This window comes from Sphingomonas sp. FUKUSWIS1 (genome assembly GCF_000733135.1).
GTDB lineage: Bacteria > Pseudomonadota > Alphaproteobacteria > Sphingomonadales > Sphingomonadaceae > Sphingomonas > Sphingomonas aerolata.
Map to the genome: position 1 here is coordinate 14318 of NZ_JPJC01000242.1, position 15572 is coordinate 29889.

Sequence of the window (15572 nt, forward strand, 5' to 3'; positions counted from 1 at the left end):
GCGTCCGCAAGGACGGATCGGAATTTCTGGCGAGCGTGACGATCACCGCGCTGCACGACGACGCGGGCGCGCTGCGCGGCTTTGGCAAGGTGATCCGCGACATCACCGACGAAAAGGCGGCGGAGGCCGCGATCCTGCGCCGCGAACATCATCTGCGCTCGATCCTGAACACCGTCCCCGATGCGATGATCGTGATGAACGAATACGGCGTCATCGTATCGTTCAGCGCCGCCGCCGCGCTCGTCTTCGGCTATGAGACGGACGAGGTGATCGGTCGAAACGTCGCGATGCTGATGCCGCCCGCGAATGCCGCTGCGCATGACGCGCATCTGCACACCTACCGGCGGACCGGGGTGCGGCATGTCATCGGCAATGTCCGGCTCGAACACGGGCTGCGCAAGAATGGCGAGGTCTTTCCGATCGAGCTCGCGGTCGGCGAGGCGTCGATCGCGGGCGAGCGGATCTTCACCGGCTTCATCCGCGACATCAGCCAGCGCCAGGCGACCGAGCGCCGGTTGAAGGAACTGCAGGCCGAGCTGGTCCACGTCTCGCGGGTCAGCGCGATGGGCACGATGGCATCGACGCTCGCGCATGAGATCAACCAGCCGCTGACCGCGATCGCCAATTATCTGGAGGCGACGCGGGACATGATCGGCGACGCGCCGTCACCGCTGCTGGCGGAGATCGCCGAGGCGCTCGAGCTCGCGGCGGCTCAGTCGCTGCGCGCCGGCACGATCGTCCGGCGGCTGCGCGCGTTCGTCGAGGGCGGCGACACCGCGCTTCGCGTCGAACCGCTCGCCGCGCTTGTCGAGGAGGCGATCAGCCTGGGGCTGCTCGGCGCGCACGAGGCGGGGATCACGGTCACCACCGATATCCGCCAGGGCGCCGATCTGGTGCGGGTCGACCGCATCCAGATCCAGCAGGTCCTGGTCAATCTGATCCGCAACGCCATCCAGTCGATGGCCTGCGCGCCCGACAAGCGGCTGACGATCGCGACGCTGGCGGATCGCGAAGGCTGGGTGCGGATCAGCGTGGCCGATACCGGTGCGGGCATCGATCCGGCGATCCGCGAACGCCTGTTCGACGCGTTCTCGACGACCAAGAGCGACGGCATGGGCCTTGGCCTGTCGATCTGTCGGACGATCGTCGAGGCGCATGGCGGCCGGATCTGGGTCGAACCGACATGCCCCGCCGGTACCGCCTTCCACTTCACGATACCGCTCGCCACACAGGATGTTGTCGATGGATGAGACCAGCCGAGTCGTGCACGTCGTCGACGACGATCCCGCGATCCGCCAGTCGGTCGGCTTCCTGCTGCGCAAGGCGGGCTATGCGGTCGAGACGCATGTGTCGGGCACACATTTCCTGAAGCACGTGACGCGCGAGGCGCGTGGCTGCGTTCTGCTCGACGTGCGGATGCCCGATATCGACGGGCTCGAGGTCCAGGCGACGCTGGCGCAGCGCGGCATCGCCCTGCCCGTGATCATGCTGACCGGGCACGGCGACGTCGCGCTTGCGGTGCGCGCGATCAAGGCGGGGGCGATCGAGTTCTTAGAAAAACCGTTCGAGCGCGCGACGTTGCTCGCGGCGATCGAGACCGCGCTCGCCAAGGCTGCACGGATCGGTCGCGACCAGCTTGCCGCGGCCGAGGCCCGCGTCCTGCTCGCAGCGCTGACCCCGCGCGAGCGCGACGTGCTGGACGGGATGGTCCTGGGCCGGCCGAACAAGCTGATCGCGTTCGATCTCGACATCGCGACGCGGACGGTCGAGGTCCACCGCGCCAATCTGATGGAAAAGCTGATGGCGCGCAGCCTCTCGGACGTGCTGCGCATCGCCTTTGCCGCGGGTCTGGGGGAACCTGCCGACCCGGCCTGAGCGCCCCCCCGTGTTTTACGTACAGACCGGGTCCGCGGGTCCTGTCATCGAAGGTCCGACAAGGATCGACGATGACTCCACCGGCCCCGCTTCTGCACACCAGCCCGGGCATCTCGCTGGTCGACGGCAATCCTGCGCGACGCCGTGCGCGGCAGATCCTGCTGCTCTCCGAACGCTACCGGGTACGGTCCTATGCAAGCTGTGCGGCCCTGGTGTCCGATCCGGCATCGCGCGACCATGCGTGCATCATCCTCGACCTCTCCGATCCCCGGCTGGCGGGGCAGGATGACGACGGGATGGCGGCGCTTGCCGCGATGCGGGGCCTGGGCTGGGCTGGCCGGGCGATCCTGCTCGACGGGCGGGTGCCGTCGCCGGACCTGATCGCCGCGGCGGACCGTCAGGGGGACCGGATCCTCGACCGCGCGACGACCGACGGTGCGCTGCTCGCGGCTATCGCGGCCGCCATGCTGACGCTCGCCGGCTAAGGACGCCGCACGGGCAGATGGGGTCAGCGTCAGGGTCGGACGATCGCCGTCTGGCTCAGCCGGGCGGCATGACGGGCGATCTCGTCATCCTCGCGCGAGGCGACGATCCGGATTGCCATGCCCGGCAGCCATGCCAGGCCGGTACCGATCGCCTGCTGGGTCGCGCGGTCATGTTCGCCGATCCCGCCGGTCAGCACGAGCAGGTCGATCCCCCCGAGCGTCGCAGCCATCGCCGCGATCTGCTTGCAGACCGATCGCTCGAACATCCGGATCGCGAGGTCGGCATCGGGATTGCTCCCGGCCGCCGCGCGCAGCACGCGCATGTCGCCCGACAGTCCCGAGATCCCCGCCATTCCCGAATTGTGATCGATCATCGTCGCCAGTTCATCAGCGTCGAGCCCGGTCTCGCGGAGCAGGTACAGCAGGATGCCGGGGTCGATATCCCCCGTCCGCGTCGCCATCGTCACCCCGCCCGATGGCGTCAGCCCCATGCTGGTATCGACCGATCGCCCGTCGCGCACCGCAGTGACGCTCGCCCCGTTGCCGAGATGCGCGATGACGAGGTGCGACGGGACGCCTTCGCCGAGCTGCGCCAGGATCGATTCGCACGACAGGCCGTGAAAGCCGTACCGCCGCACCCCGCTTGCGCGGTAGTGACGCGGGATCGGGAGGACCTGCGCAACATCGGGCAGATCGGCATGAAACGCGGTGTCGAAGCAGGCGACCTGCGGCATCCCGGGATAGCGCGCGCGTGCGGCCGCGATCAGCGCGAGTGCCGCGGGACCATGGAGCGGCGCGAACGCACAGGCCGCGACCAGATCCGCGGTGACCGCATCGTCGATCAGGCAATGCGCGGTACGGTGCGGGCCGCCATGGACGATCCGGTGGCCGATCGCGGTCGGCGCCGGGCTGTCCCGCAACGCGGCGTCGAGCGCGTCGAGGACCGAAACACGACCGTTGGCGGTCTCGATCGTCCCGCCGATCAGCAACGCAGGCTCCGGGTCGACGGCGTAGAGCCCGTATTTCACCGTCGACGACCCGCTGTTCAGCGCGAGGATCAGCGCGCCCATTGCCAGTCGCGCACCTCCGGCAGATCGTCGCCCTGTTCGGCGATGTACAGCTTGTGCCGTTCCATCGTCGTCCAGTAGCGCGCGGTCTCGCGCGGGACGCGGTCGCGGAACCGCGGGATGCGCTCGATCGCGTCGAGCGCCAGCCGGTACCGGTCGAGATCGTTCAGCACCACCATGTCGAACGGCGTCGTCGTCGTGCCCATTTCCTTGTAGCCGCGGACATGGATATTGGCATGGTTCGCGCGGCGGTAGGTCAGCTTGTGGATCATCGCGGGATAGCCGTGGAACGCGAAGATCACCGGTGTGTCGCGCGTGAACAGCGCGTCGAATTCGCGCTCGTCGAGGCCGTGGGTATGTTCGGATCGCGGCTGCAGCACCATGAGGTCGACGACATTGACAACCCGGATCCGGATATCGGGGACATAGGCACGCAGCAGCGTGACCGCCGCCAGCGTCTCGAGCGTCGGCACGTCGCCCGCACACGCCATCACCACATCGGGCTCCGCATCGTCGCCCGCCCAGTCCCAGATGCCGGCGCCCGCAGTGCAGTGCCGCACCGCCGCGTCGATCCCCAGCCATTGCCATTCGGGCTGCTTGCCCGCGACGATCACGTTCACATAGCCGCGGCTGCGCAGGCAATGGTCGCCGACCGACAACAGGCAATTGGCGTCGGGGGGCAGATAGATCCGCGTGACCTCCGCGGTCTTGTTGGCGACGTGATCGATGAACCCCGGATCCTGATGCGACAGGCCATTGTGATCCTGTCGCCAGACATGCGACGTCAGCAGATAGTTGAGCGACGCGATCGGCCGCCGCCACGGGATGCCGCGCGTCACCTTCAGCCATTTGGCATGCTGGTTGACCATCGAATCGACGATGTGGACGAACGCCTCGTAACAGGAAAACAGCCCGTGGCGGCCGGTGAGCAGATAGCCCTCGAGCCAGCCCTGGCACAGATGCTCGCTCAGCACCTCCATCACGCGGCCGTCGGCGGTCAGATGCTCGTCGACCGCCTCGACCTGCGCCATCCAGACCTTGCCCGACACGTCATAGACATCGGCGAGACGGTTCGACGCGGTCTCGTCGGGCCCGAACAGGCGGAAGTTCACGTTCGGCATGTTGAGCGTCATCACGTCGCGCAGATAGCGACCGAACACCCGCGTCGCCTCGGCCATGACCGTGCCCGGCGCGTCGACCGGTACGGCATGCGCGCGGAAGTCGGGCAGCGACAGCGGCACCATCGTCTCGCCGCCATTGGCGTGCGGGTTCGACCCCATCCGCCGATGCCCGGTCGGGGCGAGCGAGGCGTAGATGTCGAGGAACTTGCCCGCCGCGTCGAACAGCTCCTCGGGACAGTAGCTGCGCATCCACTCGTCGAGCAGCCGCAGATGCTCGGGGTCCTTGAAGTCCGCGATCGGGACCTGATGCGCGCGCCACGTGCCTTCGACCGGCTTGCCGTCGACGGTCTTGGGGCCGGTCCACCCCTTGGGCGTGCGGAACACTATCATCGGCCATCGCGGGCGTTCGGGCGTCCCGCCGGGGATGCGTGCCTCGGCCTGGATCGCCTGGATCCTCGCCAGTGCGGTGTCGAGCGCGGCGGCGAGCTGCTGGTGGACGAGCGCGGGGTCGCTGCCGCCGACATAGAGCGGCTCATGCCCATAGCCGCGCAACAGCGCGTCGAGCTCGTCCTCGTCGATCCGCGCGAGGAGCGTGGGGTTGGCGATCTTGAACCCGTTGAGGTGCAGGATCGGCAGGACCGCGCCGTCGCGCGCGGGGTTGAGGAACTTGTTCGAATGCCAGCTCGCCGCCAGCGCCCCCGTCTCCGCCTCGCCGTCGCCGATCACGCACGCGACCAGCAGGTCCGGATTGTCGAACGCCGCGCCGTAAGCATGTGCCAGCGAATAGCCGAGCTCGCCGCCCTCGTGGATCGATCCCGGCGTCTCGGGCGCGACATGGCTGGGGATTCCGCCCGGCCAGGAGAATTGCCGGAACAGCCGGTGCATGCCCGACCGGCTGCGCTCGATCGCGGGATAGCGCTCGGTATAGGAGCCCTCGAGATAGGTGTGGGCCACCAGCCCCGGCCCGCCATGCCCCGGCCCGATGATGTTGATCATGTCGAGGTCGTGCGCGACGATCAGCCGGTTGAGATGGACGTAGAGGAAGTTCAGGCCCGGCGTCGTGCCCCAGTGGCCGAGCAGCCGCGGCTTGACGTCGGCGACCGTCAGCGGGCGTTCGAGCAGCGCGTTGTCGCGCAGATAGATCTGGCCGACCGACAGGTAGTTGGCGGCACGCCAATAGGCGTCCATCCGGTGCAGCTCATCGGGCGACAACGGATCGGCGCGCGTCACGACATGCGGCGGTGCCTTGTGGGCCAGACCGGTCAAGAGTGCGGCGCCCGTGGACGAACGGCGGGGGTCGCGGGCGGTGTGGGGCACATGTCGATAGTCCTTTGATCGGGGCGCATCAGCCGGCGAGCCGGCTGCTCAGCGTAGGGTCGCGCAGCAGCGCTTCGTCGCCGAACGCGAGTTGTGCGCAGGTGCGGTTTGCCTGCGCAGTGACGGCGTTCAGATGCTGGCCGGCGACCTGCGGATCGAGATGGCTGGTGATATTGGCGAATCGGCGCTGTTCCTGCGACCGCATGCCGAAGGCGTGGACCAGATACTGGTCGACCATGATCGTCAGCCCCGTTCCAAGCCCCTGATCGTCGAGCCAGACCCGGCTGCCCGCCGCGGTCGTGAAGGTCAGCAGCCGCTTGCCGCCGAGCAGCAGGCTGCGCGCACGCTGCTGGACCGCGACAGGCTCGATCCCGGCGCCGAACACGCGCTCGATATAGCCCTTCATCACCGCCGGAGGGGAGCCGAACCAGAGCGGGTAGACGAGGACGAACACGTCGCAGCCCGCGATCGCCGCGCGTTCGTCCTCCACGTCGTGCGCGAGAACCGCGGCATCCCGCGTCGGCAATTCCGCCGGTTTGAGCACCGGATCGAAGCCCAGCGCATAGAGGTCGCGCAGTACGACGTGCTGGCCGTTCGCGCGCACCGCCTCGCAATAGCGGTGCGCGATCGCATGGTTGAAGCTCGCGGGATCCGGATGGCACAGGATCACGGCATGCCGAGGCTGGGCCGCAACGGGCTCGTCATCCATCATCGCGCCGACTCCATCCTGCGCCGACCCTCATCCGATCGCGCGCCGCGCCGGAGACGGTCAGGGAGTCGAGGAGTACGGGATCGCCCCGTGCGATCTCAGCCTCGGAAACTACGCACTAGGCAGCGCGCTTTACGCCTGCGCGCGCCCATCGGCCCGGAGGCGGCCAGGTCGGAATGCCGCTCGAGCACGGACACGACGCGACCAAGACCTTGTTGGCCTTAACGGCTTTGATGGTGCTGGATATACGGCCTGCCGCCTGGGCAAGCGATGATCATGCGATGCATGATGGTCGGGAAGAGAGGATTCGAACCTCCGGCCCCTGCCTCCCGAAGACAGTGCTCTACCAGGCTGAGCTACTCCCCGACGGAGTCCGATCGTTACGCCCTTGGGGGACCGACCGGTGACTGGAGGGGCGCCTATACCCAGCACTTCGCAGCTGTGCAAGCGGCCGCAGCAAGAAGTTTGCAGGGGATGTCGAAAAGCTCGGGAGCATTGCGTGATGCGACAGGACAGTTGCGTCGCGACGTCGATGCGGTGCGGATATGATAAGAAGTAATCGCGGACGGCGTCGTGCCGCGGCAGGTTGTGGACGATGGTGCACCCAGAGCGATTCGAACGCCCGACCCTCAGATTCGTAGTCTGATGCTCTATCCAGCTGAGCTATGGGTGCACTGGAGGGGCGCTGATAGCAGGCATTTTTCGCGGCGCAAGGGTGTTGCGCGATAAAGTTGTGTACGCCGCGTCGGCGGCATAGAGCGGCGGGCATGAAACAGCCTTCCCGCCCCGCGCTGATCGCCCTTCTTCTCGCACCCGCCCTGGCGGTCGGCGCCTGCAGCAAGGATCCCGCCAGCTATCCCTCGCTCGGGATCCGCCCGACCGAATCGATCGGCTTTGGCGAACCCGCGGGCAAGCCGGTGGTGGTCCAGCCCGACCCGACGCTCGACACCGACATCGCGGCGTTCCGGACGCAGCTCGACCGGATCAGGACGGGCTTTGCGAAGGATGCGGCGAGCACCCAGGCCGCCGCCCGTGCCGCACGCGGCGGTGCGGTCGGCAGCGAGCCGTGGCTGACGGCCCAGACCGCGCTGGCCGGTCTCGACGACTGGCGGGCGCAGACGTCGCTGCTGGTCACCGATATCGAGCGTCGCGCGACCGATCGCGCGGCGACGCTCGCGCCGGCCTATCCCGCGCTCGACGCCGTGCGCGACGCGGCGCAGGCCGAAGCCGAGAAGCAGGGTATGACGATCGCGCAGATCCAGGCGAGCCTCCCCGCCGCCTGACGCCGCCCCCCTCAGCCTACCAGAGCCCCTTGAGCAGCGGCAGGATCGTCGAATAATCGTCGGTCCATGCGGCCATGCCCTCGCGTGCGACGATCGGCTCCCAGCCCGAATTGCGTTGCCGGAGCAGCGCGATCGCCCGCGGGTCGCGCGACAGCGCGATCCAGTCCGATGGCGAGGGATGATCGGCGTCGAGCGGCGAGGGACGATAGAGCAGGTGGACGGCGTGCCACCCCGCCTCGCGCGCGGCAGCGGCGACCACGGGTTCGAGGTCGATATAGCGGTTCGAGATATGGACGAGCAGCAGTCCGTTGCGTGACACCACGCGGCCATAGGTCGCAAACGCCTCGCGCGTCATCAGGTGCATCGGCACCGTATCCGACGAGAAGGCATCGAGCGCGAGCAGGTCGAGGCTTGCGGTCCGCTCCCCCGCCAGCGCGATCCGCGCGTCGCCGATCCGGATCACCGGATCGGGAAGGCAGCGCGACAGATAGCTGAACTGGCCGGTATCGCGCGCGATCCGCACGACCGCCGGGTCGATCTCGTAGAAGCGCCACTGCTCGCCCGGGCGGGCGTAGCAAGACAAAGTACCCGTCCCCAGCCCGACGACACCGACGCGCGCTGCCGGGCCATAAAGCGGGCCGAGCGCCAGCATCGCCTGCCCCACGCCCGATCCGGCGACATAATAGGTGGTCGGCGTCCGCTCGCGTGCGGGCGAACCGCGCAGCTGGATGCCGTGGACGGTGGTGCCGTGATCGAGCTCGCGGACCCCCTCTCCGTCACGCACCGTGTAGACGCCGAAATAGCTGCGCTCACGCGCACCCCGCTCGGCGCTGAGTTCCAGCGCGCGATAGCCCCCGAACATCACCAGCGTGCTGGCGAGCACGACGACATAGGGCAGCCGTGCGCCAAGCGTGGCGAGGCCGATCGCGGCGACGATCAGGAAGGCCGCGCCCTGATGCTGGTCGCCCAATATGCCGTCGGGGTTGCTGATCCTCAGCCCGGCGGCCACCGCCATGACGAGGATGATGGCCGCGAGCCCGAGACGGCGCCGCACCGCCGGCCCCGACCAGACCGCGCGAAACGTCGCCAGCAAATACATCTGCGGCACCAGCACGCCCGCCGCCAGGATCAGCAGCGGATATTCATAGGTCCAGTCGAAGATCACGGGCGCGAGCAACGCCGCGAACACCCCGCCCAGCACGCCGCCGACCGACATTGCGAGATAGAAGCCCGTCAGCCGGTCGGGGGCCGGACGGCGGCGATACATGGCGGTGTGGAGCGCGACCGAGACCATGAACAGCAAGGTCAGCGCGATCGTCGCGCTGAACACAGGCTTGTCGTTGAACCCGCCCATGATCACCCCGCCGAACAGCAGGATCGTCACCGGGGCGATCCGGGTCAGCAGGTCTGCGAGCGTGCGGTCCTGCGCGAAGGCGATGGTGAAGCTGAGCAGATAGAGCCCGAGCGGCAGCACCCAGAGCAGCGGCATCGCGACGATATCGGTGGTGATATAGGTCGAGGTGGCGAGCATCAGCCCCGACGGCACCAGCGCGAGCGCGATCCAGTGGAGGATCCGTGCCGCGCCCGGCGCCGGGCTGGTCGCGGCGACATGCTCGGCCGACACGGTGCGCGGCAGCCGCGTCGCGCAGAGCGCCACAAGCAGGACGAGCACCGCGTACCCTGCGGTCCACAACAGGCTCTGCCCGTGGATCGCCAGCAACGGCTCGACCACCAGCGGATAGGCGATCAGCCCCGCGAAGCTGCCGAGATTGGACGCGGCATAGAGCGCATAGGGATCCGCGCCGCCGCTCGACGCGCTGAACCAGCGCTGGATCAGCGGCGCCTGGGCCGAGACCGCGAAGAACAGCGGCCCGATCGACAGGCCGAGCAGCCAGGGCACCCACACCGCAGGCTGCGCATCGGCGGGCAGATCGAGCGCGAACAGCCCGATCGGCAGCCACAAAGCCGCGACCGCGAGCACGCCGAGATGGATGACCGCCTGCGCGCGCGGCTTCACCCGTCCGAGCCAGTGCGCATAGGCATAGCCGCCGAGCAGCAGCGCCTGATAGACGAGCATCGCCGAGTTCCACACGGCAGGCGCGCCGCCGAGCCGCGGCAGCGCCATGCGCGCGACCATCGGCTGGACGAGGAACAGCAGGAACGACCCTGCCAGGATCGTCGCGACGAACAGGACGCGGCACCACCGTGCCATCGGGGAAGGATCAGACATTGGTGGGGCGATGGATCCGATAGAGGACGTGCCGGCGCAGCGGGTCGGTGGCGGCGAGATCGGGATGGTCGAAATCGCCGTCCTCGACATGGGTCATACCCAGCCGCTCCATCAGCGCGCGGCTGCGCATGTTGGCGGGGACCGTGATGGCGACGATATGCGCGACGGGCAGATGGGCCCAGCCCCAGGCGAGGCTGGCCGCCGCGGCCTCGGACGCATAGCCCTGCCCCCAGGCATGACGCGCGAGACGCCAGCCGATCTCGATCGCGCCGTCGATCGGCGGCTTGCCCGGTACCAGACCGCAAAAGCCGAGAAACGCGGCATCCGCCTTGCGTTCGATCGCCCAGAAGCAATGCCCCGACGTGCGCTGCCGCTCGACCATCCGGCCGACCGCCGCCTGCGTCTCGGCGAGCGTCGCCGGCGGCCCGAGAAAGCGCATCACATCGGGGTCACGCCCCATCGCCGCAAAGGGCTCGACGTCGGCGTCCCGCCACGCGCGCAGGATGAGACGCTCGGTCTCGAGCCTGAACTCATCCATTCAGGAGCCGGGCCGCGTGTGCCGCATGATAGGTCAGCACGCCCGAACAGCCGGCGCGCTTGAACGCCATCAGCGTCTCGAGCACCAGCGCGTCACGGTCGCCCGCGCCCGCTGCGGCCGACGCCTCGATCATCGCATATTCGCCCGACACCTGATAGGCGAAGACCGGCACCTCGAACGCCTGGCGGACGCGGACGATGATGTCGAGATAGGGCAGGCCCGGCTTGACCATCACCGTATCCGCGCCCTCGGCGAGATCCATCGCGACCTCGCGCAGCGCCTCCTCGGCATTGGCGTTGTCCATCTGGTACGTCTTCTTGTCGCCCTTCAGCAGCCCGCGGCTGCCGACCGCATCGCGGAACGGGCCGTAAAAGGCGCTCGCATATTTGGCGGCATAGGACATGATCTGGACGTTGTGATGCGACTCCGCCTCGAGCGCGGTGCGGATCATGCCGATCCGGCCGTCCATCATGTCGCTGGGTGCGATAATGTCCGCGCCCGCCGCCGCCTGGTTCAGCGCCTGCGCGACGAGCATCTCCGCGGTGGTGTCGTTGACGACATAGCCCGCGGCGTCGACCAGCCCGTCATGGCCGTGGCTGGTATAGGGATCGAGCGCGACGTCGGTCAGCACGCCGACCTCGGGCACCGCATCTTTCAGCGCACGGATGGCCTGGCACATCAGATTGTCGGGGTTGAGCGCCTCGCGACCATCCTCGGTGCGACGCTCGGGCTGGGTGTAGGGAAACAGCGCGATGCACGGGATGCCGAGGTCCCGCGCCTCGCGACCACGCGCGACGATCTGGTCGACCGACCAGCGCGAGACGCCGGGCAGGCTGGCGATCGGCTGCTCGACGCCCTCCCCCTCGACGACGAACAGCGGCCAGATCAGATCGGCCGGCGTGAGGACGGTCTCGGCATGGAGCCGGCGGCTCCAGTCGGACGAGCGGGTGCGGCGCAGGCGCAGCGCGGGATAGCTTGCGGACATGGCGCGGCTTTTGCGGGATGGACGCCGCGCAGGCAAGCGTTACGGTCGGCACGAACGAAACCGATCGCTGCCGATTCGGCCTCGGGGACGCATTTCCCTTTCGCGCGTTGGGCCTCGCATGACCGCCACCACCACAGCTTCGATCCAGGCCTCCGATACCGGACCGGCGCGCGACCGGCCGATCCGCTCCGCCGCGCTCGTGGTGAACGCGAAATCGCGCAAAGGACAGGCGCTGTTCAAGCGTGCCTGTGCGGCGATGTCGGGGCTTCCCTATGAGGTCGACGCGCATGCGGTCGAGAACCCCGAGGATCTCGAGCCCACCGTCCGCCGGGCGCTCGCCGCCAAGCCCGATCTGCTGATCCTGGGTGGCGGCGACGGCACGATCAGCGGGCTCGTCGACCTGATGGTCGGGCACGACGTCATCCTCGGCGTGCTCCCGCTGGGGACTGCGAACAGCTTTGCGCGGACGCTCGGCATTCCGCTGACGATCGAAGGCGCGGTCGAGGTCATCCGGACGGGTGCGCCGCGACGAATCGACCTTGGCATGATCGATGGCGATTATTTCGCCAATTGCGCGGCGATGGGGATCAGTCCGAAGATCGCCGAGACGGTGCCGCACGGCCTCAAGAAGATACTCGGCCGGGTCGGTTATCTCGGCTGGGCGGCGTATCAGTTCATGCGCTTCCGCCCGTTCACGCTGATCGTCGGTGAGGGCCCGGACGCGGTGCGGATGCGCGTCGTCGAGGTGCGTATCTCGAACGGCCCCTATCATGGCGGGACCGAGCTGGTCGACGCGGCGGCGGTCGATTCGGGCGAGATCGTCGTGCAGGCGGTGATGGGCAAGATGAAGCGGCGGCTGGTGCAGAACTGGGTCGCCAGCGTCTTCCGTCACGAATCGCGCCACGAGGAGGTCCGCGACTTCCGCGGCAAGAGCATGCGCGTCGACACAATCCCCAAGCTGCCGATCTCCATCGATGGCGAGGTGCTCGCCAAGACCCCGGTGACGGCCAGGATCGCCGCCGGGATCATTCAGGTCATGGCCCCGGTGACGCTGCCTCAAACCTAAGGCGGCGCTCAGCCGACCGGCATGGACCGGCTGGCGGGCTCGCAATCCGCCTTGGCTGCCTCGCCTGCGTCGTGTGCGGCGGGCTCGGTAACGATCCGGCCCTTGCGCCAGCCGCCATGCAGGTAATAGCCGATCGTCAGCAGCATCGAGGCGAGCGAGCCCGCGGGAAAGCTCCACCAGATCGCATCCGCGCCGATCATCGGCTCGAGTGCATAGGCGAGCCCGAACCGTACCGGGCCCATCGCGACCGCGAGGATCAGCAACGGGCCGACCACCGCGCCGTTCGCGCGTACCGTCGCCGACAGCACCATCGACACGCCGAACAGGATGAAGCTCCACCCCGCGATCAGGTTGATCCGCGTCGCGATGCCGATCGCGCCTGTATCCTGCCCGAGGAACAGCCACAAAACGTGCCGGTCGAGCAGCGTCAGCAGCGCCACGAGCCCGCCGGTCAGCGCCAGGTTCATCATCAGCCCCGCGCGCGTGATCCGGTCGACCCGGTCCCAGCGCCCCGCACCGATATTCTGCGCCGCCATTGCGCTGACCGCCGCACCGACCGCCATCGCGGGCATCTGCACATAGGTCCAGAGCTGGTTGGCGGCGCCATAGGCGGCGGTCGTGGTGGTGCCGTGCCGGTTGACCAGTCCGATCATCGCCAGTGCCGATGTCGAGACGACTAGCATCTGCAATCCCATCGGGACGCCCTTCACGACGATCGTCTTCAGCAGCGCACGATCGGGCAGGATATAGCGCAGCTCGGCGCCGCGTAGCCGGATCGGCAGGTCCTTCGCATAGATATAGGCGAGCAAGGCGACGAACGAGACCGTGTTGGCGATCAGCGTCGCGAGCGCGGATCCCTCGATCCCGAGCGCAGGGATCGGCCCCCAGCCGCGAATCAGCAGCGGGTTGAGCGCGACGTCGACGACCGAGCCGAGCGCCATGAACTTCAGCGGGGTCAGCGAATCGCCCGTGCCGCGCAGCGCCATCGTCAGCAGCACGGTCAGGAACCCCGCGGGCAGCGCGACGAAGATCACGCGCAGATAGGCGAGCGCGAGCGGATAGACCTCGGCGGGCGTCGCCAGCACGCGCAGGATCGCCGGCGCAACCAGCCAGCCGATCCCCACCGTCAGCACCGAGATGATCGTGAACAGCCCGAACGACGTGCCGAGCACGCGGCGCACCGCATCGATGTCGCGGCGGCCCATATTCTGGCCGATCAGGATGGTCGACGCCATGCCGAAGCCGAACACCGCGGCGACCAGCAGGAACATGATGATGTTCGCGTTGGTCGTCGCCGCCAGCGCGCGCTCGCCGAGAAACTGGCCGATCCACACCGCGTTGATCGAGCCGTTGAGCGACTGCAAGACCGACGATCCGAGCGTCGGCAGCGCGAACGCCAGCAACGTCTTGCCGATCGGCCCCGTGGTCAGGTCGCGCTGGCCGGTCCTTGGTGCAGGCGTATCCGTCGCATCAGGCATCGCAGTCGGGTTCCCTCCCCTTTGCAGGCGGGGTCAGGACCATCCCCGACCCCGCATGCTCGCAGCACGCGTTACACACGCCCAGGCCCCGTCCAGCACATCGGACGGGGTCAGGTCAGCCCAGCCGTCCCAGCGCCGCCTGCAACCGCGCGGCTTCGGCGGCCTTGTCGGCATGGTCCGCCTTGGCCTTCTCGACCGCTTCGGGCTTGGCGCGCTCGACGAAGCTTGCGTTACCCAAGCGGCCGGACAGCGCGTCGCGCTCCTTCTCCGCCGCCGCGATCGCCTTGGTCAGGCGCGCGCGTTCGGCGTCGAGATCGATCACGCCTTCGAGCGGCAAGACGAAGGTCGCCTCGTCGACCACGACCTGCGCCGCGCCGCCGGTGGCTTCGCCCTCGGCGTGCGTGACGCGCGCGAGGCGTGCGAGCGCGGGCGCCTGGCGTTCGAGCCGTGCGAGCGTCGCCGCATTCGCATCGCGAACGTGCAGCGGCAGACGCGCGCCCGGCGGCACGTTCAGCTCGTTGCGCGCGGTACGGATCTCGCCGACGAGCCGGATCAGCCAGTCGACTTCCCTGCTCGCCTCGGGATCGAGCGAGCGCGCATCGGCCATCGGCCACTGCGCGACGATCAGGTCGTGATCGCGCGGGCCCATCGCGTGCCACAGTTCCTCGGTGATGAACGGCATGAACGGGTGGAGCAGGACCAGGATCTGGTCGAGCACCCAGCCCGCGACCGCCTTGGATTCGTCGTCGATCTGGCCGCGGACGTCATCGACCATCTGCGGCTTGATGAGTTCGAGATACCAGTCGCAGAAGCGGCTCCACGCGAACTGGTAGATCGCGTTGGCGGCGCCGTCGAAGCGGTAGTCGGCGAGCGCGAGGTCGACCTGCTGCACGGTCGCGATCGTCTCGGCGATGATCCACTTGTTGACCGCGAGCTCCGCGCGCGGCGCCTCGAGCGTGGTGCTCGCGACGATGCCGTTGGCCTGTGCGAACCGCGCGGCGTTCCACAGCTTGGTGGCGAAGTTGCGATAGCCCTCGACGCGCTTCTCATCCATCTTGATGTCGCGGCCCTGGCTCTCCATCGCCGCCATGAAGAAGCGCAGCGCATCGGCGCCATATTGGTCGATCAGCCCGAGCGGGTTGACGACATTGCCCTTCGACTTCGACATCTTCGCGCCGTCCGCCGCCCGGACGAGACCGTGCAGGTAGAGCGTGCGGAACGGCACGTCCTTCATGAAGTGCAGCCCCTGCATCATCATCCGCGCGTTCCAGAAGAACAGGATGTCGAAGCCGGAGATGAGCACGTCGTTGGGATAGCGCCCGCCGAGTTGAGACGCGGGGGCAAGCCCCTCCCCTTCAGGGGAGGGGTTGGGGTGGGGAGCCGCCCCGCGCGCGTCGGTCTCGATGAGATGGGACGGG

The 15572-nt window shown here is 68.3% G+C and carries 13 protein-coding genes and 2 tRNA genes; 5 read left to right on the forward strand and 10 right to left on the reverse strand.

Annotation, left to right across the window (positions count from 1 at the left end; translation table 11 throughout):
• The 3 genes from sphsw_RS14945 to sphsw_RS14955 form a co-directional block, all read left to right on the forward strand.
• Positions 1 to 1250: sensor histidine kinase (locus sphsw_RS14945; RefSeq protein WP_042467455.1), on the forward strand; the 1250-nt coding region annotated here is incomplete at its 5' end.
• On the forward strand, positions 1243 to 1875 hold the full coding sequence (locus sphsw_RS14950; RefSeq protein WP_031441319.1) for a response regulator transcription factor: 633 nt from the start codon (positions 1243 to 1245) through the stop codon (positions 1873 to 1875). The genes sphsw_RS14945 and sphsw_RS14950, both read left to right, overlap by 8 nt.
• 71 nt (positions 1876 to 1946) lie before the next feature.
• Positions 1947 to 2360: a hypothetical protein gene (locus sphsw_RS14955; protein ID WP_042467456.1), complete on the forward strand. Its 414-nt coding sequence runs from the start codon at positions 1947 to 1949 to the stop codon at positions 2358 to 2360.
• Positions 2361 to 2389: 29 nt separating this feature from the next.
• On the opposite strand, the gene sphsw_RS14960 is transcribed toward sphsw_RS14955, so the two are convergent.
• The 5 genes from sphsw_RS14960 to sphsw_RS14980 all read right to left on the reverse strand — a co-directional run bounded on the left by sphsw_RS14960 (position 2390) and on the right by sphsw_RS14980 (position 7247).
• Positions 2390 to 3430, reverse strand: coding sequence for an acetate/propionate family kinase (locus sphsw_RS14960; protein ID WP_031441321.1), 1041 nt, complete (start codon positions 3428 to 3430; stop codon positions 2390 to 2392).
• Positions 3418 to 5814, reverse strand: a complete 2397-nt coding sequence (locus sphsw_RS14965; RefSeq protein ID WP_414712104.1) for a phosphoketolase family protein — start codon at positions 5812 to 5814, stop codon at positions 3418 to 3420. The genes sphsw_RS14960 and sphsw_RS14965 overlap by 13 nt, the downstream gene beginning before the upstream one ends.
• Positions 5815 to 5893: 79 nt before the next feature.
• Positions 5894 to 6577: an NAD(P)H-dependent oxidoreductase gene (locus tag sphsw_RS14970; RefSeq protein ID WP_052380965.1), complete on the reverse strand. Its 684-nt coding sequence runs from the start codon at positions 6575 to 6577 to the stop codon at positions 5894 to 5896.
• A 286-nt stretch (positions 6578 to 6863) separates the two neighbouring features.
• Positions 6864 to 6940: transfer RNA gene (locus tag sphsw_RS14975), tRNA-Pro, on the reverse strand.
• A 230-nt stretch (positions 6941 to 7170) separates the two neighbouring features.
• A tRNA-Arg gene (locus sphsw_RS14980) sits at positions 7171 to 7247 on the reverse strand.
• A gap of 94 nt (positions 7248 to 7341) precedes the next feature.
• Here sphsw_RS14980 and sphsw_RS14985 point away from each other — a divergent pair.
• On the forward strand, positions 7342 to 7857 hold the full coding sequence (locus sphsw_RS14985; RefSeq protein WP_031441324.1) for a hypothetical protein: 516 nt from the start codon (positions 7342 to 7344) through the stop codon (positions 7855 to 7857).
• A 16-nt stretch (positions 7858 to 7873) separates the two neighbouring features.
• Here sphsw_RS14985 and sphsw_RS14990 read toward each other — a convergent pair whose 3' ends face one another.
• From sphsw_RS14990 to hemB, 3 genes are read right to left on the reverse strand one after another with little or no spacing between them, the layout of a single operon-like run.
• On the reverse strand, positions 7874 to 10087 hold the full coding sequence (locus tag sphsw_RS14990; RefSeq protein WP_031441325.1) for a membrane protein: 2214 nt from the start codon (positions 10085 to 10087) through the stop codon (positions 7874 to 7876).
• Positions 10080 to 10625: a GNAT family N-acetyltransferase gene (locus sphsw_RS14995; protein ID WP_031441326.1), complete on the reverse strand. Its 546-nt coding sequence runs from the start codon at positions 10623 to 10625 to the stop codon at positions 10080 to 10082. Before sphsw_RS14995 ends, sphsw_RS14990 begins: the two co-directional genes overlap by 8 nt.
• A complete protein-coding gene (gene hemB / locus sphsw_RS15000) occupies positions 10618 to 11610 on the reverse strand; it encodes a porphobilinogen synthase (RefSeq protein WP_031396015.1) in 993 nt (330 codons plus the stop codon). Before hemB ends, sphsw_RS14995 begins: the two co-directional genes overlap by 8 nt.
• A gap of 118 nt (positions 11611 to 11728) precedes the next feature.
• Here hemB and sphsw_RS15005 point away from each other — a divergent pair, with 118 nt between their 5' ends.
• The gene (locus sphsw_RS15005; RefSeq protein WP_081874360.1) at positions 11729 to 12676 is read left to right on the forward strand and encodes a diacylglycerol/lipid kinase family protein; all 948 of its coding nucleotides are present in this window, start codon (positions 11729 to 11731) and stop codon (positions 12674 to 12676) included.
• Between the two features lie 8 nt (positions 12677 to 12684).
• Here sphsw_RS15005 and sphsw_RS15010 read toward each other — a convergent pair whose 3' ends face one another.
• Entirely contained in the window at positions 12685 to 14154 is a 1470-nt protein-coding gene (locus sphsw_RS15010; RefSeq protein WP_031441328.1) for an MATE family efflux transporter, read from the reverse strand.
• Positions 14155 to 14269: 115 nt separating this feature from the next.
• A partial coding sequence (locus tag sphsw_RS19000) for a class I tRNA ligase family protein (protein WP_042467458.1) occupies positions 14270 to 15572 on the reverse strand: 1303 nt, incomplete at its 5' end.

Excerpts from the sequence above, each read along its gene's own strand:
- sphsw_RS14950 (WP_031441319.1), top strand. The coding sequence starts at position 1,243 with ATGGATGAGACCAGCCGAGTCGTGCACGTCGTCGACGACGATCCCGCG.
- sphsw_RS14955 (WP_042467456.1), top strand. The coding sequence starts at position 1,947 with ATGACTCCACCGGCCCCGCTTCTGCACACCAGCCCGGGCATCTCGCTG.
- sphsw_RS14960 (WP_031441321.1), bottom strand. The coding sequence starts at position 3,430 with ATGGGCGCGCTGATCCTCGCGCTGAACAGCGGGTCGTCGACGGTGAAA.
- sphsw_RS14970 (WP_052380965.1), bottom strand. The coding sequence starts at position 6,577 with ATGATGGATGACGAGCCCGTTGCGGCCCAGCCTCGGCATGCCGTGATC.
- sphsw_RS14985 (WP_031441324.1), top strand. The coding sequence starts at position 7,342 with ATGAAACAGCCTTCCCGCCCCGCGCTGATCGCCCTTCTTCTCGCACCC.
- sphsw_RS14990 (WP_031441325.1), bottom strand. The coding sequence starts at position 10,087 with ATGTCTGATCCTTCCCCGATGGCACGGTGGTGCCGCGTCCTGTTCGTC.
- sphsw_RS14995 (WP_031441326.1), bottom strand. The coding sequence starts at position 10,625 with ATGGATGAGTTCAGGCTCGAGACCGAGCGTCTCATCCTGCGCGCGTGG.
- hemB (WP_031396015.1), bottom strand. The coding sequence starts at position 11,610 with ATGTCCGCAAGCTATCCCGCGCTGCGCCTGCGCCGCACCCGCTCGTCC.
- sphsw_RS15005 (WP_081874360.1), top strand. The coding sequence starts at position 11,729 with ATGACCGCCACCACCACAGCTTCGATCCAGGCCTCCGATACCGGACCG.
- sphsw_RS15010 (WP_031441328.1), bottom strand. The coding sequence starts at position 14,154 with ATGCCTGATGCGACGGATACGCCTGCACCAAGGACCGGCCAGCGCGAC.